Raw genomic sequence first — 23,960 nt, 5'->3', positions numbered from 1 at the left:
AAAAAAAGAAACAGGGAGTGAACGTAAACCCAAGGGCCGCCCACCAGTTTAATTATTGGAAAAGGACTATCGCCTCTCAATCCCATTGATTTGTAATAAAAGTGATGAGAATCATATGTATAATGCATGAAAATGGATTCTATGCACAGCAACAAAAGGAAGACCGGGATGAAAGGCAGGCCAGTTCGAAGCATAGGATAAAGTAAAAATGGAAGACAATAATGTCACGATAATAGGGTTTTGCTCCAGGTGCATCCTTGGTCTTTAATAGTGCAAATAAACACAGGCACACACTTAAGGCGCCTGCCATTATAACTACGAGTACTCAAAAACCCCTACTTCATCACTTTGAACGTGAGCGCAGGGGTTCTAAACTTGGATTATACCTTCTCTGTTACTGCTGTGAACCGCTTTAAGAAGGAGAGTATTTTTTGATAGACGGCAATTTCATTTTCTTTTTTGGAAAATCCATGTCCTTCATTTTCTAGAAGCAGATAATCGACATCTCTTCCCTTATCCTTCAACGCTTGAACGATTTGATCCGATTCCTCTTTGACGACACGGGGATCGTTTGCTCCTTGTATGACAAGCATTGGCTTTATCATGGATTCCAGATAGGTAATAGGCGAAAACTCGATTAGTTTTTCTTTATCTTTTTCAGGGTTTCCTACCCATTGGTCCATGACTGGCTTCCAGTCTTCAGGTACGGAATTGATAAATGAGAATAGGTTGGATGGGCCGAAAATATCGACAACCGCTTTAAAATAATCCGCATGTCGCCCGTGCAGCAGAAGAGCCATATAGCCTCCGAAGCTTCCGCCCATCAAAAGAATGTTGCCTTTTTGTGCATGCCCTTGGTCTATCAGCCAATCAAGACCGGCTACATTATCAAGCCGCGGGCCATTTCCCCAATCTCCCTCTACCATTTTCATGAATTCCAAACCATAACCAGTTGAACCGCGGAAGTTTGGCGCGAAAATACTGTAACCGTTATTCAAGAAAAATTGAAATGAAGCTCTAAAAAACTTCCGTTCTGCCGCTTGAGGTCCTCCATGAGGCCAAAAAATGACTTCACCATTGTCATTTTCCTTTTTTGCCCTAAAAAATAACGATTCGATCTCCCGGCCATCAAAGGAAGGGTAGGTAATGATGTCCGGTTCAACCAATTCATTAGAATCGACGCAAGGAACAGTATATTTAGTTAATGATACCCACTCATCACCTGTATTTTTATAGATATTATGAGGCTTGGTTGCACTCATGCCAAATAGGTAAAGCGTGCCTGATGCAGCAACTTCAAGTTTATTAATGACACTGCATGGCACGGGGATGTTTCTCCAATTTTCATTTTGCAGATTGATTTCATATAATTTATCCTCTACACCCTTTTGACTGGTTATATATAATAATTGATTCTCTTTACTATAAGTAATGGCAGTAAAACTCTCATTCTCCAATTCTTTAACTTTACAGAACTTGTTTGTTTCAAGGTTGTATGAAGCCAAATAGGTAAAGTCCGAATCATAATCAGTCAATAAATATATCATCGAATCCGAAACAAAAACCCCATCATTCACTGTGTGTTGTTTCTCTGTCGGCGGAGTGAGCAGGATATCTTCGTTCCCTTTTTTTGCATAGAGAAGAGTGTATGTATTAGCAAAATGTCTATAGTAAAGTAAGGTTTCTTCATCAGGGCTGAAGCCAAATAAATAGGTCGCTGCATCTTTCCCCTCCAGTACCAGTCTTTCCTGTCCTGATTCTAAATCCAAACAATAGGAATTTAGAAAGGAAGGATTTCCTCTGGATGTCGTGTAATAGAGCTTTTTACTATCATTCGATAATTTTGGCATGAAATTTCGTGTATTTTCATGATTAACGATTTCCTTCAATGTACCTCCATTCAAAGAAACTCCGTAAAACTGGGTATTTTCATTACCGTCTTGATCGAAACCAGCAATGATAAACCGGCTCTTCTTATCATATATAAGCCCTTGGCAGCTTTGATCGATGGATGTTAGAGGATAAGGAAAGGAGTTTGGCAAATCCATTCCCCATAAATTATACTTGCCGCTCAAATTGGTACTGAAAACCAGATGTTTTTCATCTGGACTTACAGCAAAATCAGAAATGGAAAACGTTCGTAAAAATTGCTCAACATCAGGTTTTGGAAAAGTGATCATCATTGGCAACCCCTTACTTTTATAATATTGAGAAATATTTGTTAATAATTATACCATATTTTTCCTTATCGATACTAAGGAAATAGTTAATTAAGGTTTTAACTAGCGAAATATGGATAAAAATCATCCGGAAATATATTTTTTCTCATTTAATATTAACTAAACACTCTATAGGCATCCGGAACATCCAGGTTATGCAAAACTATTCCTTTTTAAAGACATCGGGGTCTCGATAGACTGAGAGAAGATCTGTTTAATATGAAAAAAACTTAAGAGCAATGAGCTCTTAAGCTTCCCCTTAAGATCAATCGATATATCTTCTTGCTCCGGCATATTCCTCTCCGTATCCCGATGTTTTTATTTCATCTACCCTTACATGTGTTGAGCTGTTAGGTGAATGGATCATTTTGCCGTCACCAATATACATTCCGACATGATGGACCTTTCCTTTCCCTTTATCATGGGCAAAAAATAGTAAGTCACCTGGTTGTAGATTTTCTTTTTCAACCTTTTTGCCATGCTGAGCCTGTATGGAAGAGTCCCTTGGGATCGTTATTCCATTAGCATGGTACATCGTATACGTAAATCCAGAACAGTCAAATCCAAAACCGGACATTCCAGCCCATAGGTAAGGTAGCCCCAAAAAACCTTTTCCTGATTCAACGATGTCCTTACCGGTTGGAGCCGGTATTTGATTTTCATTTTGATAGACTGACACTTCTTGCTTTTCCATCCATTTTGCCCCATTATCCGGTGTCATCACCTTCACTTTATCTTTTTTCACCTGCAATAGCGGAAGCCGGGTATTGAAGCTGACTTCCATGAATTCGGACCGAAGTTTCGAATCCGAATAAAGCCAGGTCTTCGGGGCATTTACAAGGGCAAATCCTCGTTTAAATTGCTTCTCAAAAGAATGTCCTTCTTTTAATTGTGCCTTTGGCATCCAACCTGGGTAACCAATATCATTGCGGGGTGTAGGCTGATTGGAAACGGCTACTTTCACCCATTCGCCACGTTCTTCAAGGATCGTCACTTTAGAACCATATAAAGCTTGTGTTTCCAGTTTTCCTACAAGCCACAGCTTGTCTTCATATTTCATCGAGCTGATCCATTCATTCAAATCAGCGGGATTCGATGCAGAAGGGGCATCGATTCCCCTTAACAATCCCGGCTCAGTCCAAAGAGTGGCCACGTTCACATCAACATAGGCATTTCTCTGCTTCTCCTTGGAACTAGCTTCATTGGGACTGAATACTAAAATACCAAAAGCCAATAATGATAACACAAAAACGGTTAACCTTTTCAATTCATTCACCCTTTCGAAATTTTTTATTGAGCAAAAGAGGATTTCCTCTTGACTCCCAGTCCAGGTTTATCGGAAATGAGAAGTTGATCTTTCATAAATTGAATGCCTTCAAATGGCTCATTCTTAATCCATAATGGGGCATCTAAATCAATCTTCGTTATATTTGGATGGGCGGTTGCCAGATGAGCGGCGGCCGCTACACTAACGGATGATTCCATCATACTCCCGATCATGCATTCCACCCCGGCTGCTTCTGCCATATCGGCGATTTGGAGTGCACGTCGAATCCCTCCAGTTTTCATTAATTTGATATTAAGGAAATCAACAGCATGTTCATTCAGGAGTCTCATGGCATCACGTGGGGAAAACAAACTTTCATCGGCCATGATCGGCACTTGGACAGAGCGTTTTATTTCTTTCAATCCTTCGATATCATGGGCTTGCACGGGCTGTTCCACCAAATCAACGTTCAGCTTTCTTTCTTCGATTTCATGAATGATGGAAATCGCTTGTTTTGTTGTCCACCCTTGATTTGCGTCAATCCTGATCATAACCTGTTCGCCAACAGCAGCACGAATGCAGGCAACGCGCTCCACGTCATTCTTCCAATCCTTCCCCAGTTTTATCTTCATCGTAGAGAATCCGCTTTCGATAATGGACAATGCTGCCTTTGCCATTTCTTCAGGTTCATCAACGCTGATTGTCATATCATTTTTCAGGACATTAGTTTCACCGCCAAGATATTGATATAATGGGAGCTGCCATCGTTTGCTGACTGCGTCGTACAAAGCGATTTCAATAGCAGCTTTTGCACTTGTATTACCTACACAGGATCGTTGGATCAGTTGAGACAATGCATTGATATTCTCGATGTCCCGGCCAATTAGATGTGGCGTGATTGCTTCTTCAATGACCGTCATGATTCCTTTTGTAGAATCACCTGTGATGGCAACCGTAGGGGCTGCAGCCCCCAAACCTTCCGTTCCATCCTCCAATTTTACGGAAACCATTATGTTTTCAATTTCCATTGCGGTGCGTAATGCAGTCTTGAATGGCTTGATAAGTGGCAAGGTTTCCACTGATACTTGTAAACTTTCAATCTTCATATTAACAACCCTTCCTTAAAAACTTGAGAGTATATATGATGTAAGAATTCCAAAATAGGTGCCCAGAAGACTGCCAAGTACTGCCATCAATATCCCGACCGGTATTAGCGCCCGGTTGAATGCACCTGCCAATATGGGGGCTGATGCCACGCCCCCTATGTTGGCCAAAGAGGCAACTCCCATTGTAAATAGATCCAACTTAAAGATTTTTGCCAAAATGACCATTATCAATCCGTGAAAGAATAGAATCATAAAGCCGGAAATAATATACACAGGTGCTTGAAACAGCTGTGAAAAATCGGCATGGGAAGCAATTAAACCAATGACGATATAAAGCATGACTTTGGAAATTTCCATGGAACCGGCAATACGCCCAACCTTCGTTACAGCCAGAATTAACCCTACGGTCGAAGCGATGATGATCGTCCAAGTGGTTCCATTCACCGCGGCACCGAGTACCGGCAGTCTCTCCCCAATTTTGGTTGCCCCTGCTGAAACAATTAAAGCCAGCGCCAAGAAACCGATCAATTCCACGAATCCAAATTCCGTCTTGGCGGTTTCCCCCGCTTCAAGCTCGGAAGTCATTTGATCAATGAAAGATGTATCCGCTTTCGTCCAAATATTGAATTTACCAGCAAGAGGCACCAGCCAAAACAAGAACATGACCCAAATGGAATAATTGACTGTATCCATGATCAATGCATAGCCAAAAATATTTTCAGGGACATCGAGTATCCCTTGCAAGATCACCATATTGGCAGAGCCCCCTGTCCAGCTTGCGCTTAAAGCCGAGAATGCCTTCCAAGTCCCTTCCGCATAAAAGCCGTTCATTAAAACGTAAGTAAGAGTGAACCCTCCAATAATGCTGAATGAAGCCGCAAAAAAAGTTAAAAGCATCTTTGGTCCAAGCCTGATGATTTTCCGCATATCGCATTGCAAAAGCATGAGCATCAACATGGCAGGCAGCAGGAGCCCCCGTATGGTGCTATATGCACTTTCGACTGACTCACTATCTGAAAAGACCCCGAATGTTTTCATCAGAGCCGCTCCAATATAGATAAGGACAATACCAGGAACATACTTGAAGAACTTTCCTCCAATCTTTTTTTCCATAACCGCAATCACGGCAGTAAATGCCAATAAAAAGCAGACAAACATCACACCATCTTGAATCATATTCCATACCTCCTTAAATTTTATAACAAAAGGTAATATCCATTTTTTCACACTAATCTATTGATTCTTACATGGCACTAAATAGAAAAATCCAGCTGTTAAAGAGCGCGTACGCACTCTTTAACAGCTGGATTTCAATTGCGACTGACAAAAGAAGCAGCTATAACTTATAAAGTTGCTGATATTTGATGCTGGCATTTCTTAGGGCGACGGTCAGTGCTTTCTGAGATGAACCAAAATACCGTTGCTCAATTTCTGTCTCCAATTCATCGGGCCGAAGAATGGATTTACCAACTAACATGGATTGAATGAAGCGTGATGTAATCGATATCGTGGTCGAACATTCCGCATCCACTATTTCATGCGTATCACGATTAATGACGAACCCGATAAAAAAGCAGTTGAATTGCTGTGTAATTGGATTATTGGACGGTGCCTTTGATTCGCCAACTATATATACTGTATTCTGTTGAAACATGATTGTTGTGCCTCCTGCCATTACAGACATCATAACAGGTATAAATAGGGTGACTATCTATATTATTACAATATGAAATGGTTATATATATTTTAATATATATAGCAAGCATTTGACAATATATTTTGTATATTAAGTCAATTCCCGATTCCTTCGGCCAGAGAATAGATAAGTTCTATAACTAATACGCCAATCAAACTGAAGAATCACGAAGAATAACCAGGTATTGTTAAAGAACTCGTTTCAGGGTCATTTTACGACCTATAACCGCACTTTATTGGACCTTCATTCGGACGACAATGGTTCGGGATCCAACACATCATTTCAGCCCTTCGTATGGTTCATATTTCGCATACATATCTTTTCGGCGGTTACGATCCTTGAAGGTGGTTGCTGCACCACTTTTTCGATTCTCATAAAGTTCGTCCATATCCACTGTACCGGTAATGATGGTATGTTCATTTATTACCGCCTCGGCTACTATTCCATTAGCAGGCCAAGCGCTGTCACAGGGGCTAAGGATACTGGCACGGCCATATCCGTTCGGCAAGGGTGATCCTGGTTCAGCAACTGTGGGGCAATGAACAAAATATACCTGATTTTCTATTGCACGTGCATGTGCGCAATGGCGAACTCGCCAAAAACCAGCCTCTGTAAATGTGTATGATGGGCAAAAAATGATGTCGGCACCGTTCACTGATAATATCCTTGAAATTTCAGGTATCTCCGCTTCATAACATACCGCTATTCCTATCTTAACCGGACCCACGGAATAAACCTCCAGTTCATCGCCTTCAGAAGTATGCCAATTCGCTTCAGCAGGAAAGATATGAGTTTTTTTATGCTCAACGACTGATCCGTCTTCATCAAAAATATAAGCAATATTGTAGTATTCATTTACGCGGCGTTCAAGATGAGTGCCCGCAATGATGACCTGTTTTCTTTTTCTTGAAAGTGACCTGAAAAGAGCTTTGTATTGATTGGTATATTCATCGATCCTGATAAAGGACGAGGCCTCCTGTTCTCCAAAGGCGGCTGATAACCCGATCGTTAACAGTTCAGGAAAAATGATATAATCTGAGTTTTCGGGAACTTGGCTGATCAAGTCTTCTACTTGTTCCTGAAATTCATGGAAAGTTGACACTTTTTCTACACGAAATTGACAAGCCGTTATTTTAATTTTCACAAAATCCCTCCCAAATCATGTTTTATCAGTTCTTCCAAACTTTAAAAGAAATCAGGATATCTTGTCCAAATCATTCATTTCGGTCTGTTGCCTGGAGATTTGTTTAGTCAGGGCACTTACAAGGAATGTTACTAGTATATTAATCAACAAAGCTATGACGCCTGTACTGATATCATTAATTACATGTGGGGTATTTGGCAGGAATGTAGCAACCTTCACATCTGAAATTGTCGCATATAAAACAATTAGGACACCTGCCAATATTCCAGCCATCGCACCATACTTATTGATTATATTGGTTTTTGGCAAACTCAAAAACAAGGACGGGGCCAGTTGCGTAATTAAACTGTAAGACATGATATTCAGGATGGCCAAAGCCTCGCCGCCTGAAACCGTTACAATTAAAGCAATGATTGAGATACCAATTATGATTATCCTTGAGACAATCAATTGATGTGTTTCAGTCGCAGCAGGGACCAGGACTTTGAAAAAGCTATTGGTCAGACCTACCGATGCAGCCATTAGCATGACTGAAGCCGGTACTAGGGCTGTCAATAAACCTGCAGCTCCGATAACCCCTATCACCCAAGGATCGAATGTTTGTATCGCCAGCCTTAAAAGTGAGAGATCACCATCAGCTCCTTGCAAACCCGGGATTTGCATGATGGCTGTAAACCCAATGAAAAAAACGAAAAGCAGCAACAATGTGTATAAAGGTAACGCAATTGCATTTTTGCGAAGTGTTTTTTCCCCATTGGACGATAAAACGACCATGAAAGTTTGTGGCAGCAAATAAAATCCTAGTGCATTCAGCAAAACGGTGGACACAAACCAGGACTGACTCAATCCCTGATCTGCCAAAACCAACATTTCCGGTTTGGCAGCTTGCACGGTCTCGAACATTGGCTGTATGCCTCCGAAGTAATGAACTGGAATGTAAATCCCTAAAAAGATGACGACCACCAAAATCATGAAATCTTTCAGTATGGCAGTCCATGCCGAACCATGAATGCCTGAAATCATAACATAGGTAGTTACAACCACAGCACCAATCACACTTGCAGCAACTGGTGAAATTGCTCCGTATGATGCTTCTGAAACAATGATACCCAATCCTTTAAGCTGTATGACTATGTACGGGACGAGGGCTAAGCTACCCAATACAGCAACGATCATCCCCATTGACCTGCTTTTATATTTAGATGCAAAATACTCGGGCTGAGAGATAATGGAATGTCGTTTTGAATATCTCCATATTTTAGGGACGAGCCAATAGGATAGGACATAAGCTAAGAAAATATAGGCGGGAACATAATAAGCAGCGGCACCTTTTGAGTATGCCCACCCACTTCCGCCCAGGAATGTAAAAGTTGTATAAATTTCACCTGCTATCAAGAGAAAAATGAAGAATGTACCGAAGCCCCTGCCCCCTACGGCAAATTGCTCCATATCCATATCTTTCCCTTTTCTTGCTTTAATCCCTAAATAAAGTGCTAGAACCAAGAAGATGGCAATGATGAGCAATGAAATATTCATTCAGCATCACTTCCTTTATTATCAGGATCGAACTTATAGACGATCATTAAGATAATCGATGCCATAACCATCCAAAATGCAACCCAAAATAACAAAAAAGGCATTCCCAATATGTACGGTTCTATTTTATTTGCATAGGGCAATAAACCTAAAAACCCTATAAATGGAACAAAAAGCAATAGCTTAATAGCGTCCAAATTATACCCTCCCCCTATTAGTTTTACTTACACGGATGCATAACCATCAGTCAAGCCGACTTCCATGCTGGACTGATGGTTTGATGGCACCCTTCGGTCCTATTTCCGCTTAGAATGACTGCATGGCAAGGACCGTTTCCAAAATTACATTGACGCCTTTTTCACAATCTTCCCAAGTAGTTAATTCCTCTTCACAATGACTTTTACCGTTGATGCTTGGGACGAAAACCATGGCAGTAGGTATATAACTGGCTATAAACTGTGCATCATGTCCTGCACCGCTTACCATTCTTTTATAAGGTAGTCCAAGTGATTTGCTCGATTGCTCTAGCAAATTGCAAATGGATTTGTCGAACCAAACGGTATCCCTGTCCCACAATTTTTTCGCTTGGATGTCGCAGCCACCTTCTGAACCTTTAGTTGTAAGACTTTTTATGACTTCCTCCACCTTTTCGATGACTTTGGAATCCTTATGTCTCGCTTCTAGCGAAAAAACCACTTTATTAGGAATGACCGTATGGATATTAGGAAACACATTTACCCTTCCCATCGTAAAAACCAAATCGTCATCAAGCATGCCTAACTTCTGACGGGCCTCCATAATCAAGCTATTCGCGGTGAAGAAAGCATCTTTTCTCATATTCATCGGGGTGGTTCCTGCATGATCGGACTCTCCTGTAACTTCTACCTCATAGCACACCATACCAAGTACACATTCAACGACACCGATCGTTAGTGATTCCCGTTCTAGAATGGGCCCTTGTTCAATATGCAACTCTAGAAATGCAGTCGCTTCTTTTAAACGAGACTCTTTATCCCCTGCATATCCAATGGCATTCAAAGCACTTTCAAAAGTGGTTCCTTCACTATCCGTCTTATGCAGCATGACGGATTTTTCGAATTTACCCGAAAGAACCCCCGAAGACATCATGGAAGGTTCGAATCTGGCCCCCTCTTCGTTCGTAAAATTGACGATCATTACCGGGATTTTAGGCTGGATATTATTATCGACCAGAGTACGCACGATTTCCAACCCTGCAGCTACACCCAAGATACCATCAAACCGCCCGCCCTTTTTTACTGTATCCATATGTGATCCCATTACAATAGGTGGTTTGTTTTCAAGTCCCGCCAAAGTGGCGTAAATATTCCCCATATCATCAACTTTTATGGTCATACCCAATTCTTTACAGCAAGCGCAAAAATAATCACGGACTAAGCGATCTTCTTCGGAAAGGGATAGCCGTGTGACCCCGTTGTTTTCTGTGCGTCCAAAATCAGCAAATTTCTCTAGCGTACGACTCAGCCTCTCACCATTAATTAATAATTTTTGCTTTTTCATAGCGAATATCCCCCTTTTAGATAACCTGCTAAATATCCTTGCGTTCGCTCAAGCTAAAAAAAGTAAGTGAAGGTCTTGTTGTTTTAGAGTAGTTACGCTAGATTATATTTCTACCAATGTTTCCCTATGATAAAGAATCTCCCCATTCAGAATCGTTGATTCAACTTTCAAATCCTTGATATTTTGGGAATCCACTTTCAATATACTATCATTCAATACTACTAGATCGGCCAGCTTACCTGCCTCCAGGCTGCCTTTGACATCTTCATCGAAACTCGCAAACGCGCCATTCCAAGTGTATAGTTTAATCGCTTCCAATACGCTAATCGATTGAACCGTACCTATTTTCGTTCCTGACCTGCTTGTTCTATTAACTGCAACGTGTATGCCTAATAAAGGGTCGTGATCAGTAACCGGAGCATCGGAACCGCCTGCGGCCAGGATACCATTATCAATAAAATCACGGGCGGCGTACATGTGGTTGACCCTATTACCGTAATGTTCAATATATATATCACCGAATTCATAAGGAAATGGAGGGTTGGGGATTGGGATGACACCAAGTTCTTTCATCCTCTTTTGTAAATCTGGCGAAGATATTCCAGCATGCTCGATCCTATGTCTATGATCTTTTCTTGGCGATTCATTCAAAGCCTTTTCCACGCAATTTAAATACATCTCTATCGCTTTGTCCCCTTGGGCATGGACTGTGATCTGATAGCCTTTTTTATGTGCCCGACCTAATACTTGATAGATTTCCTCTTCTTTATAATAAAGAATTCCGGAATAACCTGGATCACTCGAATAGGGCTCACGGGTGGCAATTGTCGGACCGGTACTGCTGCCATCCGTAAACAGTTTGGCTGGTCCAATTTTGAATCTTTCGTCCCCCGTTCCGGTTATCACTCCCGAATCCACCATTTTATTCACAAATTCATGAGAATTATTCAATGAACCGACCATCGCATAGATACGGACACGAATATCCTGATTTTTTATAGCCTGCTGCATTAATCGGAAACTTTCAGGACCATGAGCACCAGCTTCATGAATGCTTGTAATGCCTGCTGCGATGAAATGCTCCGACGCTATTTTGACTGCCTTCAACAGTTCACTTTCTGAATAGCTTGCTCTGTCGGCCATTATCATATTTGCTGTTTCAATGAGTTTGCCTGTTATCCTCCCCGCTTCATCCTTTTCAATGACCCCTCCAGTCGGATTCTTTGAGTTTTCATCAATTCGGGCAATCTCTAACGCCCTGCTATTCACCACGCTTATATGGCTGCATGTGCGGGTCACGATAATGGGATGGTCTGTTGAAATAGCATCCAATTCTGCTATTGTTGGATAACGTTTTTCTTTCACTGCGGTCTCATTGAAGCCCCAAGCACGGATCCATTCACCTTTAGGGATCGTCGAAGCTTTCTTCTTCAGATCGATAAACAAATCTTCTACAGATTTGATATGTTCCGCTTTACAGCTTACTGCCAATTGATTGACACCATACAATATAAGATGAATATGAGAATCTATAAACCCAGGAAGTAAGGACTTTCCCTGCAAATCAATCACCTTTGTTTCTTCTCCGATAAATACCTTGATTTCCTGATTCGTTCCGACTGCCGAGATACGGTCACCGTTAATTGCCAGGGCTTCCGCTACTTCATTTTTTTGATTTACGGTTATGACTTCACCGTTCATGAACACGATATCAGCTTTCAACCAACACACCCCTTCCTTTTTGTTTCACCCTCAGTTCTGTAACCTCTTCCTTTGCTGTCCCCGCCGCCATTTATCGGAATATTCCGTTTTCAACAGATTCATTATATCCACACCAGATTGTGAATTCATTAGACAAATAGTTAAAAATATCATCGTTTTTTTATACCTTTTATATAATTATGTCTAATCTATCTGGTTTGCTGACCCCAGTCTCCTCTATTCTTAAAGGGAATATAACCAATCAAAAAAAGGATAGATTCAGCTGCTTATTTGCTTATCTATCCCGCTTTATTCAATTACAACCCATTGTTTCTCCCGATAATGCCAAGGGTCAAATACTGTTTGTTTTCTTGAAAATCCCATGGCCAGTATCGAAGGGTTAATTCGCTTTTATCCACTTTTTCAATAAACGTTTTTACCCCTATCAAGGCTGCCCCATATCCCACGTTCGAGGCCAATGCAAAGATGGCATTCAGCCCTTCATTCATGGTATCCATATACTCAGGTTCGATTTTTAAGATATCAGTCCATGTAATACAGAATCCATTTTGCTTGGTACATTTAGATATAGAGTGATTCACTGTACGAACGATCTCATCCCTTACATCCAAAATTTCATTCTTCATCTCTTCTGCATCTTTTTTCTGATAGTGGTTTGCATGATCGGAAAGCAACTCCATGGCCCAATTATAAAATAATTGAGTATAAATGGCGGAAGTTGCCACAATATCAAATTCATTATAATAATTAGCAAAAACACGTTCAGAAAGCTGACCTAACCGCTTTTCGGTATCCTTTAAGTATTGAATAATCCCCTCTGCCGCTTCACCACGATTCAGCATCGAAGATAGGTAGTGATCAAAATCCACTTTTTCGAGGCCTGTTACATCAATTTCAATAAGTTGAATTTTCTCCTGGGTCCGTTCAGGCAAATTTGCCGTACCCTTTTCCATACTTTCCATATCAATATCAAATAGGTATATGGAGTTGCATTTAGTTGCCAGATACTCTATATCCAAATCATCGCAATTGCCTGCTCCGACGATGGCCACTTTATCTACGAACGCTTTTTTCGAAAATACGGCATCGAATAAACCTGTAACTTGTATACGATGCTGTTTCCACCGCATCTTTCTGTATTCATCCCGATTATGGTTCATTTTTCTTTGATAGGTTTCCATGTGAATCTCTCCCTTTAGGGTACTAAGGATTTATTTATTGTAACAAAATTTCCGGTCTTTTGGAGGGCAGGTAATTTAGATTTCGCATTGGGGAAAAGATAGGCTCAATTTCTATAGTAAAATGAGCGATTAAGATGTTAGAATAATATGGGAATTATTTTGAAGTAGCAGTGATTACAGGAGGGTGTTCCTTGAGCAAAACAAAGAAGATTTCACTTACTTTATTAGGTGTTTTTTCAATCATCTTGGTCGGTGTGGTAATCCTTTTGTTTTCATTCACACAGAGCATGAAAGCAGATCCTGATGAAGAAAAGAAGATCCTGGATCAAGCTGAAAGATATTTAGAGGATACTTTTGATGAAGGAACCGAAATATATGATGTCCTATACGACAATATGGGAAACCGGGGCTATTTTGAATATGCAGCTAAAGTGAAACATAAAAAATTTGGTACGCATTTTCTCGTTTTCTTTAATGATGAAGCAGGGGAAATGGAGGATACATTCCTTTCTGATAAATGGCAAGATGATGCAGAGAAGGAAATCAGGCCATATGTTGAAAAAGAACTGGGTGAAGTGTTGATATCCAAGGAAATGGAAGATATTGCAGAAAGCGAAGATTGGGAGAAGATTCAAGAAGAAATAGGTGATTATAATCAATTACTCTTGGTCTTTGATGAGGGGATCGGGAAAGAATTGAACATTGATCCGAATAAGCCAGCCAGCTATAAAGATTACGATGTTTCTCCAACCATTCGAATTACCCTTTCACGTAAGAAACAGGAAACAGATGAAGACCGCTTTACCGAAATAATCTATGGCCTTAAAAAAGATAAAGTTCTTGAACATGGAAATATGATTGTAGAATATATTAGTACCAAAGGTGTGCCACTTGAAGATGACGAATGGCATAAAAAGTTTTAAAACCAACATATAGTTTTTAACAGGAAGGTAAAGAGCAGCAATTCAGCCTGCCGCTCTTTACCTTTTTTTGTTTACTTAAAATAAAATTTTCCATATAAATCTAGCAAACTACCCCATTTTTTGTAAGGAATCGTTTCCCGCGATTAACCAGATTGGAGAAAAAGTTCTTTATTTTCACGCCAAAAAAATTTTTTTAATATAAAAATGATAAATCCTTCCAGGCATTATAGGTAGAACTGCCCCATTTCCTGAATAAATGTATCTAGTAATTTATATTTAATATCTTCTGAATCACCCTTAATGAAAGATTCTGATTGGCAGCGCTATCACTTCCATTACTGGGATAAAAATATCAACAATTGCAGTTTTTACAAGGATTCTTCCATTATCCCTAATACCCCACGAGGTAATATATTATGTTCATGAAAATCAATAATAGGAATTTTAACCCAGGACCTTTACCCTTTTTTCAATCGTATAAATATTCAAAAAAATGTCGAGTTGAGTCATCACTCTTTTTACCCTTATACTAGGGTAGAAAAATCGAAGGAGGAATTACATATGAAAAAGGAAATTTCAATCATTGGTGTGCCAATGGATCTTGGTCAAACTAGAAGAGGAGTGGATATGGGGCCTAGTGCCATCAGATATGCAGGATTAAGTGAAAGACTTGAAAATATTGGCTATACTGTCCGTGATGAAGGTGATATTAAAGTAGAAATACAGGAAAGAGCACAAAGTGATAGTGACACAAATTTAAAGAATCTTCAGGATGTAGCAGAAGGAAATGAAAAATTGAGTCAAAAAGTGGATGAAGTCATCCAAGCGAATCGTTTTCCTTTAGTTTTAGGGGGAGATCATAGCATTGCTATCGGGACATTAGCCGGTTTAGCGAAGCATACTGAAAACTTAGGGGTAATATGGTATGATGCACATGGAGATTTAAATACTGCCGAAACATCCCCATCAGGAAACATACACGGTATGTCCCTAGCTGTAAGTTTGGGTCTTGGCCACCCTGCTCTGACTAACATCGGCGGATATTCTCCAAAGGTCAAACCGGAGAACATTGTCATCATTGGTGCCCGTTCTTTAGACCAAGGTGAGAAAGAGTTAATAAGGGAAAAAGGAATTAAAGTCTATACGATGCATGAGATTGATAGAATGGGTATGACAAAAGTGATGGAAGAATCGATCGCCTATCTGAAAGAACGTACGGATCTTGTACATTTATCACTTGACCTTGATGGTCTTGATCCAGATGATGCACCTGGGGTTGGTACGCCTGTAATGGGAGGCATTAGTTACCGTGAAAGCCATCTTGCCATGGAAATGCTGGCTGAAGCTAATATCATTACATCGGCAGAGTTTGTTGAGATAAACCCAATATTGGACGAGCATAATAAAACGGCTGAAGTTGCTGTCGCATTAATGGGCTCATTGCTTGGGGAAAAATTACTTTATGGAGCGGAAGAACATAACACTCCTGATTTATTGGCTCAAGTAAAATAATCGGACACTTTGTTTTTGATAGAAAGATAGAGAGTTCTTTAAAGTGATACTCCATAGGAAAAAGCCCATACTTGTTTATGAGCTTCTTCCTCCATTGGCGGATGATCGATTTGAATCAATTTACATCCCTAGTTTCCTGACGCTTGGCTTCCTTTTCTTTAATAAGCGGCGCTTTCGAAATTATTTCTGCAGTACCTATGTATATTGAATCATGCTTATTTAATGCAGAAGTAATCTCCTTTCGGAGGGAATTCGACATCATCTAAGAATCAGATTCTAAGCTATTAGACTTGTGAAAACAAAAATTCCCTAATAACGTCCATAAATGAAACCGTTTGCACCCATCAGGTAAAGGAGTTTTTCAATGAAAACAGCAGAAAATCAACCAAATGAATTAAAACGGAGCATGAAAGCAAGACATTTATTTATGATTTCAATAGGGGGATGTATTGGTACGGGCTTTTTCATCGGTTCGGGCTATACCATTCATGAAGCAGGAGCTTTCGGCGCTATCCTCTCTTACATAGTCGGCGGCTTCATCATGTATTTAACGATGCTATGTCTAGGTGAACTATCCGTTGCGATGCCTGTTTCCGGTTCGTTTCAGACATATGCGACAAAGTTCATCGGTCCTGGCACCGGGTTTGCCATTGGATGGCTTTACTGGTTAGGTTGGGCAGTTACAGTTGCCTTGGAGTTTCTGGCCGCAGGCCAGCTTATGCAAAGATGGTTCCCTGAATCACCCGTTTGGATGTGGTGTGCAATCTTTGCTTTTCTCATCTTTTCACTAAACGCCTTATCAGCAAAGGCATTTGGAGAATCGGAATTTGTTTTTTCCAGCATAAAAGTATTGGCCATCATTCTGTTCATCATCGTTGGCGGTGCTGCTATGTTTGGTTTGATTGATATGAAAGGTGGACAAGAGACTCCATTTTTCTCAAACTTTTTCGCTGAGGGTCTTTTCCCTAATGGGATATCAGCCCTGCTAATCACAATGATTACAGTGAACTTTTCCTTCCAGGGCACAGAGTTAATCGGAATTGCCGCTGGAGAAAGTGAAAACCCGGAAAAGGTCATACCAAAATCCATCAAACAAACGGTGTGGAGAACCCTTTTCTTCTTTGTTCTTTCGGTCACTGTACTTTCGGCGATGATTCCAAGGGAAAAAGCAGGTATCTCAGAAAGTCCATTCGTTGTTGTACTGGATAGTATCGGGGTTCCGTATGCAGCTGACATCATGAACTTCATCATTCTTACAGCACTATTGTCAGTGGCGAACTCCGGCCTTTATGCAGCCACACGTATGCTCTACTCGCTTTCAAGGGAAGGTATGGCAAGTCCGAAGCTTGGTTTGGTCAATAAGAGAGGAATTCCGCTTAATGCCCTGCTCATCACTCTGGCGATTGCCGGTTTGTCTTTACTTTCTAGTGTAGTAGCTGCAGACACAATATTTGTCTTTCTTCTCTCCCTTGCAGGATTAGGTGCACAAATTGGCTGGATTGCCATATCTGCTAGTCTTCTTGCTTTTAGAAGATCATATACCCGCCAAGGTGGAAAGATAGAAAATCTGAAATTCAAAGTTCCGCTATACCCATTCATCCCCATTCTTGCTTTAGTAACGAACTGCATCGTCATGATCAGTTTAGCATTTGTTCCTGAGCAGCGAATGGCCCTGTATTGCGGGGGAGCATTCTTCCTTGGATGTTATGCGGTTTATCACTTTAGAGTGAAGAAAAACAAGACCATAGAAACGCCTAAGCAGGAAGTTGAATTAAATGCCGGTAAAAAAATGGTCATTTAATCCAGAACGCCGCGAAGAATATAGTAAGTGGTGAAAAGCGATTTTTACAATCCATCAAGTTGCTTTTCAAAGAAGAAATACCCTGGATGTTACACACCCAGGGTATTTCTTTTATTCAGTCACCATTCCTGCCAGCTACCCAATGGTAAACCGCTTTCGGAGCTTTTTTAGCTCCCCTAACTACCCCTGTATATAAATAGGAAGTTAAATTCCCAGCTCCATCTGGGCAATAAAAACAAATATCAAAACAAAAAAATCATCTTAATCGATGATTTTATATTGTGCAAATTCCTTTAATTTAGGCAGGATTGGCTCTAAAATTTCCTTGGCTATGTAATCGGTATCCAATCCAATGAAGCGTTCGCTTTCCATGTCGACCGATCTCGCATTTTCCGGGTCATCACAAAAAATAAATGATATGATTCCGTTATCTTCCGTCATATCTACATAATTAAATGCAATGTCATGTTTCGTAAGACAACTTTCAAACGCAATGCACAATTCATCTATATTTGATTGACTAATAGATGTGAATTTCATATTGATCATCCCCTCTGCTAAAGGATAGCAAAATAAAGCATGAATTTCAAAGCGGAATTCATGTCCCATCCTTATGTTCTTCTGACACTTTCGACCAAAGGAACCATGGCAACAAAAAAGCCCTCGTTTGGAATATCACCGTATGATGCCTTTTGATGAATGTCATGGCTAATGATTTTCCCATTAGAAATGAATGTAACCTAATCGATTTCATTCCATTTCCCGTGCTTTCTCTGATTTAATTTTTTATCTTTCAACAGCGATTAGTAAGGATTGCCATAGGCTTAATCGCATTTTGTATCGCCGTGACCTGCAGTTCCTCATGAATATTCCATGGCATGTCTCATATCTTTATACAAACACCTTGTTAGGAGTGGACCAACATGAAATCTTTTTATAAAGGAACGCTCATCTTGATTGTCGCAGCGTTTTTTGGTGAATGTATCGAATTTTTAGTGAACATGCTCCTAGCCAGGGAATTACACGAAGAGGGCATGGGGCTTTATATGTCCATATTGCCAATTTTCTTTTTGATATATGTGATCGCCAGCCTTGAATTACATATTTCCATTTCAAAATTCGTTGCGGAAAATAAACAGGCCATGCATTATAATCTGATCATCCATGCACTTAAGATGGCTGCAGTCGTCGTATTGGTAATGTGTGTAGTCATGCCTTTCATACTTTCCTTCTCATCCATAATGGACAAATACCATCCCTATATTAAATGGCTGCTCATCACACTGATCCCAATAGTTGCCTTTTCGTCGATTGCAAGAGGCTATTTCATGGGTGTCCAGCAAATGGGGAAGATTGCCTTTTCCAACTTTTTAAAAGATATCATTCAATTCGGCTTGCTTTTCCTCATCTTTAATTTATTTCATTTTAACCAGGAAAAGTCATTATTAATGGCCTTTTTTGTTTTGATTGGCAGTGAGTTCCTCGTTTTTCTTTACTTGATCAACCTTTTGATTCTTCAAATGCGGATCATGAGGCGCGGTACGAACTCACGGACAACCGGTAAACATGCACGGCAAAAGTTATTGGCGGTTTCTCTGCCCACCATGGGGCTAAGGATCTTTCATGCGATAACAAATGCCATCCAACCTTTTTTGATCCACACTGCCCTTCTCTCGGCAGGATTCGGTCCGGTAGTGGCTACGGAGCATTTTGGGATGCTTACTGGAGTTGCAATGACGATCGGCTTCTTTCCAGCCTTTATCGCGCATTCCTTAATGATCATGCTCATTCCGAATGTTTCGAATGCTTACAAGAGGCAGGATAAAGAAAAATTGAGGGTTTTATTGCAAAAATCAATGTCTTTCACAGTAATGTATGGAGTTCCGGCTGTGATTTTCATTTATTTCTTTGCGGAACCTTTGACCTCCCTCTTTTTTTCTTCAACATCTGCCGCATACTATTTAAAATTATTATGTCCTTACTTCCTTTTTCATTTTTTTGTCATTCCCATGCAAGCCTATCTCATCGGCCTTGGTTTAGTGAAAGATGCTTTCATCCATACCGTATGGTCCCATATTGTTGCCTTTTTAATGATGTATATCCTAGGGTCTCAAGCTTCTCTTAATATGGGAGGAATCATTTTAGGAATGAACACTGGTGCGGTATTATTAACCTTCATGCACTACTTGACCATTTGCAAAAAAATCGGCATAAGCATCTTACTGACGAAATCAAGATCGATATCGATAAAGTGAAGCCAAAAGCAAGTTCCAAACGGCAAAAACCTTTCTGTTATTGGTTTATAAAGATTTAGATTAAAAATATTGAGCCTTTCCCTGTACATATCACCTTCATTACTGTATATTTCAACATACTTGGGTAATAATCAAGTAAAATGGTTTAAACTAACCATACAATAGTAATGGAGTGATTTCATGAGTAAAGCTAAGGCTAAGAGCGGAACTGGTAAAGGTACGGGCACAGGAACGGGCAAGAAGGGCTGGAATCGTTGGAAAACAAGTGCCAACAAGAAAAAAAGCGCCAAACCATATGTTAGTAAAGGCATCAAGCATTCCAGCGATTCAAAAACATCCGGTCATTCTACAGGTGACAAGACAGAAAAATAATGCTTGTCCTATAATCCATACAAAACATACAAAATTTATGTTTGTTCCATATTCTCATACAGGGTGTTAAGAGATCTGTATGAGAGAAGTGGGTCTTATAGATATTAACAACTGGCAATATCCAAATGAGGCATAAGAGTAAGGCTATTATACATACCATCAAAAAAGACACTCCAAAACCCGGCAGTGTCTTTCATTTTTTAATAATTTCTTTTTTATCTAATTTGGCTTTTGGGTTTGATAGCATTGATTTTTTTCGAGGAAAACTCTGTACGGAAGCCGTTAGTGGCTTTTTTAACAGAGTTTGTAACTGAATGTATCGCTTCACCAACGTCCTGGGCAGAATCCAATAATGGTTCGACCGTTTTCATTTTAGTTTTTACATCGTCGGTGATTTCATTTGCAGTTTGCAATAGTTGTTTCGATTCGCCGGACAAATCGTGGATGGCATTTCGCACCTCAACCAATGTTTGATTGGCTTCCCCTATCGTGACCATTCCCTTTTGGAGTGTACTTATCATAAATACAACCAACCAAATGAAGGCTAAAGCGATTGCAGCCACACTATATTGAATAATCAAAATAAAGCTCCCCCTCTGAATTAAATAGTAGGAACGATTGCTTTTAATAGGTTAGTGAATCCCGGGGTGCCTGTTTTTAAAGATAAATGATGATTCTATTTGAGTTTTATTTGAACCCCCCCAGCTTTAGTTCGAGTTGAAGGAGCTGACGGTGTGGATAAATCCTTGGGGCGGCCTTCCAAACTGGCTTCTTTCATGGTATTGGTTACATTATGAATCATTTCCCCAACATCTTGAGCGGATTCCAGCAATGGATCTACATTTTCCATCTTCCCTTTTACATCCGCTGTAATTTGATTGGCAGAGTGGATCAGTTGTTTGGACTCATGCGTCAATCCATGTACTGCATTTCTTACCTCTTCCAGTGTCTTATTTGTTTCTTCGAGCGTTCCCATTCCTTTACGCAGCGTCTGGTTTACATTATATATCAAATATACGACGGCTCCGGAGACACTGGCAACACTTAATTTAATGAACATTTTCATATATCCACTCCTTTCATTTAAATTTATGCATTGTCCCTTTCATTCATTTCCCTATAGTCCATTACTTGTCCGATCAGTTTTAAAGAACCATTTACCTTTCCCCGAAAGAAGTTTAATGGATAGTTTAATGGATAAAAGTAAAGGAAGACCAGATTAGGAGGAGATTGTTCATGTCACATGAAAATTATTCATCTTTTATCCAAACTTTAAATGATTGTATCACTGCTTGTAATCATTGTTACGACGCATGCTTAAAAGAAGAACATGTAAACATGATGGTGGAATGCATTCGCTTGGATCGGGAATGTGCGGATATTTGCTCTTTCTTAGCACAGACGATAGGGAGAGGAACTCCGTTTATTTCAGAGTTGGCTGAAGTTTGTGCCAAGATTTGTGAAAGCTGCGGAAATGAATGTAAAAAACACGATCATCAACATTGTCAAAAATGTGCCGAGGCTTGTTTGAGATGCGCAGAAGAATGCAGAAAATTAGTCGCTTGATGTAAGGAATAGCATTAGCTATTCCTTTTATTATCCTTTCCGCTTACCTACCGACTACTTTTTGAACCTACTAAAGGATGATGATATTTCTTATATATTCTAGCGAGGTGTTTGTTGAAATTTATATATCAAAAAATTTTTCAAAATACGAAATACAGCTATTGAAAACCGCCCTTTTTAGGCACACTAGTATTAAAAACAGGAGGATATTATGACACCTCGGAATGTTCCTGCTAAAGATGATTTAGAAGTGAAAGATACCCCCGCTTCACCTGATAAGGAAAGTGAAACAGCTAAACTCAATCGATTATTAGGTGCGGTCATGCGATATTTATCAGATGATGAGCAAGAAGAAATAGATATAGAGTATCTTCTCGAAAACACCGAAGGGCTGAGGGATTGGTGGAGCGAATATAGGGAGCTTGACCGAAAACGGGTCGAAGAAGAAATTAAAAATTCCCTGACGGATCTATCCCTTGAAGAACTTGAAAACATCCGTGAACAAATCCGTACAAAGGCATAAAAAAAATCCCTGCATAGGGATTTCAGTTTGTAGAATGGGGTTCTGCCTAAAATTATAATTAAACTAGATTATCCTTCATGTTTTTACTGTAATCCTTATTGGACACTCCTGTCGAATTACTGGCTAGCCGCAACCGCTTTGATGTGGCTTGGCAGACAGTAGTCGGAAAGGGAATGGATTTCTGAAATCAACTAAAACGTTAATAAAAAAACGGCAGTCAAACTCGTTTTTTTTCAATTTGTCGTCTGAAATCCCTGCAGTGTGATTAACCAGATCATGCATGATTTTTATTCATACCCAAAGACTTTTGATGAATTTAACAATCATTCCCTTCATGCGGCACCATACATCCTCGTATTCAAACACCACACAAGGAACTTAGTTCTAGTTGATCGATCATGGAATCAACTAATGCATGCAATGGATTTAAAACTGTCTGTCCTGTCTGAAGTTCATATCTCCTTGCCGCTTCGACCATTGATAGTTGAGCTACAGACAGCCGTCTATTATCTTTTCTAAACTGGGATAGGTAATTCATGATTTCCTGATTATATTTTTCTCCCAATCCCTGCATAATGAATTCAAAGGCATCGTCGATAATGATGACTTCAAAATCCACAGTCCCATATTTTTCAGCATGTGCAGTTAAACGTTTGACCGTTCCTTCAACAGTGGCAGGGTTCGTGAATAATATCACTTGCGGTTGCTGCAATTGGCAAATTTGCTCAAAATATGGTTCATCGATTTTAATTATGGGCATGGGTAAAGATAGTTGTTCTTCGTTTAATAAAGCGATATAGTTTGTACAAGTTATCAGGATGGCATCCACTTTACATTCGGCAATCCATTCGACCTGTTGTTTAACCTTTTTTTGAGCATCCGAATAATTAAAATTTTCTTCCGTTGACACCCGTTGCATCAATCCTGGATCTACAAAATGAAGCCATTCAATATCGAATTTAGAGAATGCGTTTTCTATATATTCTATATTTGTATAGTGTGCATGCAAACAGCCTATCTTTTTTTTCATAAATCTCCCGCTTTCGTCAGTTAGTATTCTGATTATTCTAACACAAAAAACCGCGACACGTTGACCGATGGCAGCAAAAACGATGATTAACCATCTCCCTCCTGTTATATCGGGGTAAAAAGACTGCTTCTTTGAGCCAGATTGTTCAGTAGGTATGAATCGGGCTCTTGAGCATATATTTATCAAGGCGATAACAAGGGGGATCATCAAGAAACTGGAACATCAGTAACCAAATTGCTGCTCATTTAAAGTTTAAAGTAAAGTAAAGTAACGATTAAGAGAAACAAACCGAAGTCAGTTAAAAAACATTATATTAATTGCGATTCTTTTCCCTCCATTAGCGGTTTTATTGGCCGGTAAACCCATTCAGGCTGTGCTTAATTTGGTCCTCACACTATTTTTTTATGTCCCTGGATTAATTCATGCAATCCTAGTGGTGCATGACAAGAAAGCGGATAAACGAATGAAGCAGCAAGCAGCACTTATTGCTAAATCGAAACGAACGACTAAGTGATTTATGCAAACACCAATAACCCGAATGCAATTCGGGTTATTGTCAAAAGAATTC

At 39.9% G+C, this 23,960-nt stretch carries 23 protein-coding genes; 8 read left to right on the top strand and 15 right to left on the bottom strand.

The features are described 5' to 3' along the window. Positions 1-380: 380 nt before the first annotated feature. From J7I96_RS15960 to J7I96_RS15910, 11 genes are all read right to left on the bottom strand, one after another. Entirely contained in the window at positions 381-2,180 is a 1,800-nt protein-coding gene (locus J7I96_RS15960) for a S9 family peptidase (RefSeq protein WP_214922843.1), read from the bottom strand. Between the two features lie 304 nt (positions 2,181-2,484). Further along, positions 2,485-3,486, bottom strand: coding sequence for a C40 family peptidase (locus J7I96_RS15955; RefSeq protein ID WP_251025046.1), 1,002 nt, complete (start codon positions 3,484-3,486; stop codon positions 2,485-2,487). Between the two features lie 23 nt (positions 3,487-3,509). Then, positions 3,510-4,592, bottom strand: a complete 1,083-nt coding sequence (locus J7I96_RS15950; protein ID WP_214768218.1) for a dipeptide epimerase — start codon at positions 4,590-4,592, stop codon at positions 3,510-3,512. Positions 4,593-4,607: 15 nt separating this feature from the next. Next, on the bottom strand, positions 4,608-5,768 hold the full coding sequence (locus tag J7I96_RS15945; protein WP_214768217.1) for a DUF819 family protein: 1,161 nt from the start codon (positions 5,766-5,768) through the stop codon (positions 4,608-4,610). A 160-nt stretch (positions 5,769-5,928) separates the two neighbouring features. Next, positions 5,929-6,246 carry a DUF3870 domain-containing protein gene (locus J7I96_RS15940; RefSeq protein WP_057277689.1) on the bottom strand — a complete coding sequence of 106 codons (318 nt, stop codon included), beginning with the start codon at positions 6,244-6,246 and terminating at the stop codon, positions 5,929-5,931. A gap of 319 nt (positions 6,247-6,565) precedes the next feature. After that, positions 6,566-7,432 (bottom strand): carbon-nitrogen hydrolase family protein, encoded by an 867-nt coding sequence (locus J7I96_RS15935; RefSeq protein WP_214768216.1) that lies wholly within the window; start codon positions 7,430-7,432, stop codon positions 6,566-6,568. Between the two features lie 51 nt (positions 7,433-7,483). Further along, the gene (locus J7I96_RS15930) at positions 7,484-8,968 is read right to left on the bottom strand and encodes a sodium:solute symporter family protein (RefSeq protein WP_214768215.1); all 1,485 of its coding nucleotides are present in this window, start codon (positions 8,966-8,968) and stop codon (positions 7,484-7,486) included. Further along, positions 8,965-9,165, bottom strand: coding sequence for a DUF3311 domain-containing protein (locus J7I96_RS15925; protein WP_214768214.1), 201 nt, complete (start codon positions 9,163-9,165; stop codon positions 8,965-8,967). Before J7I96_RS15925 ends, J7I96_RS15930 begins: the two co-directional genes overlap by 4 nt. A 109-nt stretch (positions 9,166-9,274) precedes the next feature. Continuing rightward, entirely contained in the window at positions 9,275-10,507 is a 1,233-nt protein-coding gene (locus J7I96_RS15920; RefSeq protein ID WP_214768213.1) for a Zn-dependent hydrolase, read from the bottom strand. A 102-nt stretch (positions 10,508-10,609) separates the two neighbouring features. After that, complete coding sequence (locus J7I96_RS15915; protein ID WP_214768212.1) at positions 10,610-12,229, bottom strand: amidohydrolase; 1,620 nt, start codon at positions 12,227-12,229, stop codon at positions 10,610-10,612. A 296-nt stretch (positions 12,230-12,525) separates the two neighbouring features. After that, positions 12,526-13,410, bottom strand: a complete 885-nt coding sequence (locus tag J7I96_RS15910) for a hypothetical protein (protein WP_214768211.1) — start codon at positions 13,408-13,410, stop codon at positions 12,526-12,528. A 191-nt stretch (positions 13,411-13,601) separates the two neighbouring features. On the opposite strand from J7I96_RS15910, the gene J7I96_RS15905 reads away from it, so the two are divergent. From J7I96_RS15905 to J7I96_RS15895, 3 genes are all read left to right on the top strand, one after another. After that, positions 13,602-14,333 (top strand): hypothetical protein, encoded by a 732-nt coding sequence (locus tag J7I96_RS15905; RefSeq protein WP_214768210.1) that lies wholly within the window; start codon positions 13,602-13,604, stop codon positions 14,331-14,333. 561 nt (positions 14,334-14,894) lie between these two features. Further along, on the top strand, positions 14,895-15,845 hold the full coding sequence (gene rocF, locus J7I96_RS15900; protein WP_214768209.1) for an arginase: 951 nt from the start codon (positions 14,895-14,897) through the stop codon (positions 15,843-15,845). A gap of 364 nt (positions 15,846-16,209) precedes the next feature. Continuing rightward, positions 16,210-17,646, top strand: coding sequence for an amino acid permease (locus tag J7I96_RS15895; protein WP_053534968.1), 1,437 nt, complete (start codon positions 16,210-16,212; stop codon positions 17,644-17,646). Positions 17,647-17,907: 261 nt separating this feature from the next. On the opposite strand, the gene J7I96_RS15890 is transcribed toward J7I96_RS15895, so the two are convergent. Beyond that, complete coding sequence (locus J7I96_RS15890; protein WP_214768208.1) at positions 17,908-18,186, bottom strand: hypothetical protein; 279 nt, start codon at positions 18,184-18,186, stop codon at positions 17,908-17,910. 383 nt (positions 18,187-18,569) lie between these two features. On the opposite strand from J7I96_RS15890, the gene J7I96_RS15885 reads away from it, so the two are divergent. Both J7I96_RS15885 and J7I96_RS15880 read left to right on the top strand, forming a co-directional pair. Then, positions 18,570-19,901 carry an oligosaccharide flippase family protein gene (locus tag J7I96_RS15885; protein ID WP_214768207.1) on the top strand — a complete coding sequence of 444 codons (1,332 nt, stop codon included), beginning with the start codon at positions 18,570-18,572 and terminating at the stop codon, positions 19,899-19,901. A 180-nt stretch (positions 19,902-20,081) separates the two neighbouring features. Continuing rightward, positions 20,082-20,273 (top strand): DUF3934 family protein, encoded by a 192-nt coding sequence (locus J7I96_RS15880; protein ID WP_214768206.1) that lies wholly within the window; start codon positions 20,082-20,084, stop codon positions 20,271-20,273. Between the two features lie 215 nt (positions 20,274-20,488). On the opposite strand, the gene J7I96_RS15875 is transcribed toward J7I96_RS15880, so the two are convergent. Together J7I96_RS15875 and J7I96_RS15870 are read right to left on the bottom strand one after the other, a co-directional pair. After that, positions 20,489-20,854, bottom strand: coding sequence for a DUF948 domain-containing protein (locus J7I96_RS15875; RefSeq protein ID WP_214768205.1), 366 nt, complete (start codon positions 20,852-20,854; stop codon positions 20,489-20,491). 95 nt (positions 20,855-20,949) lie between these two features. Next, complete coding sequence (locus J7I96_RS15870) at positions 20,950-21,339, bottom strand: DUF948 domain-containing protein (RefSeq protein WP_214768204.1); 390 nt, start codon at positions 21,337-21,339, stop codon at positions 20,950-20,952. A 170-nt stretch (positions 21,340-21,509) separates the two neighbouring features. Between J7I96_RS15870 and J7I96_RS15865 the strand changes: the two genes are divergently transcribed. Both J7I96_RS15865 and J7I96_RS15860 read left to right on the top strand, forming a co-directional pair. Then, positions 21,510-21,839 carry a four-helix bundle copper-binding protein gene (locus tag J7I96_RS15865; protein ID WP_214768203.1) on the top strand — a complete coding sequence of 110 codons (330 nt, stop codon included), beginning with the start codon at positions 21,510-21,512 and terminating at the stop codon, positions 21,837-21,839. Between the two features lie 211 nt (positions 21,840-22,050). Continuing rightward, the gene (locus J7I96_RS15860) at positions 22,051-22,362 is read left to right on the top strand and encodes a hypothetical protein (RefSeq protein WP_214768202.1); all 312 of its coding nucleotides are present in this window, start codon (positions 22,051-22,053) and stop codon (positions 22,360-22,362) included. 358 nt (positions 22,363-22,720) lie between these two features. On the opposite strand, the gene J7I96_RS15855 is transcribed toward J7I96_RS15860, so the two are convergent. Next, the gene (locus J7I96_RS15855; RefSeq protein ID WP_214768201.1) at positions 22,721-23,392 is read right to left on the bottom strand and encodes a hypothetical protein; all 672 of its coding nucleotides are present in this window, start codon (positions 23,390-23,392) and stop codon (positions 22,721-22,723) included. A gap of 307 nt (positions 23,393-23,699) precedes the next feature. On the opposite strand from J7I96_RS15855, the gene J7I96_RS15850 reads away from it, so the two are divergent. After that, the gene (locus J7I96_RS15850; protein WP_214768402.1) at positions 23,700-23,906 is read left to right on the top strand and encodes a YqaE/Pmp3 family membrane protein; all 207 of its coding nucleotides are present in this window, start codon (positions 23,700-23,702) and stop codon (positions 23,904-23,906) included. The last annotated feature ends 54 nt before the right edge of the window (positions 23,907-23,960 follow it).

It is taken from the genome of Bacillus sp. ISL-78, from assembly GCF_018613455.1.
Lineage (GTDB): Bacteria > Bacillota > Bacilli > Bacillales > DSM-1321 > Peribacillus > Peribacillus frigoritolerans.
This window is presented reverse-complemented; position numbering and strand designations above follow the sequence as displayed.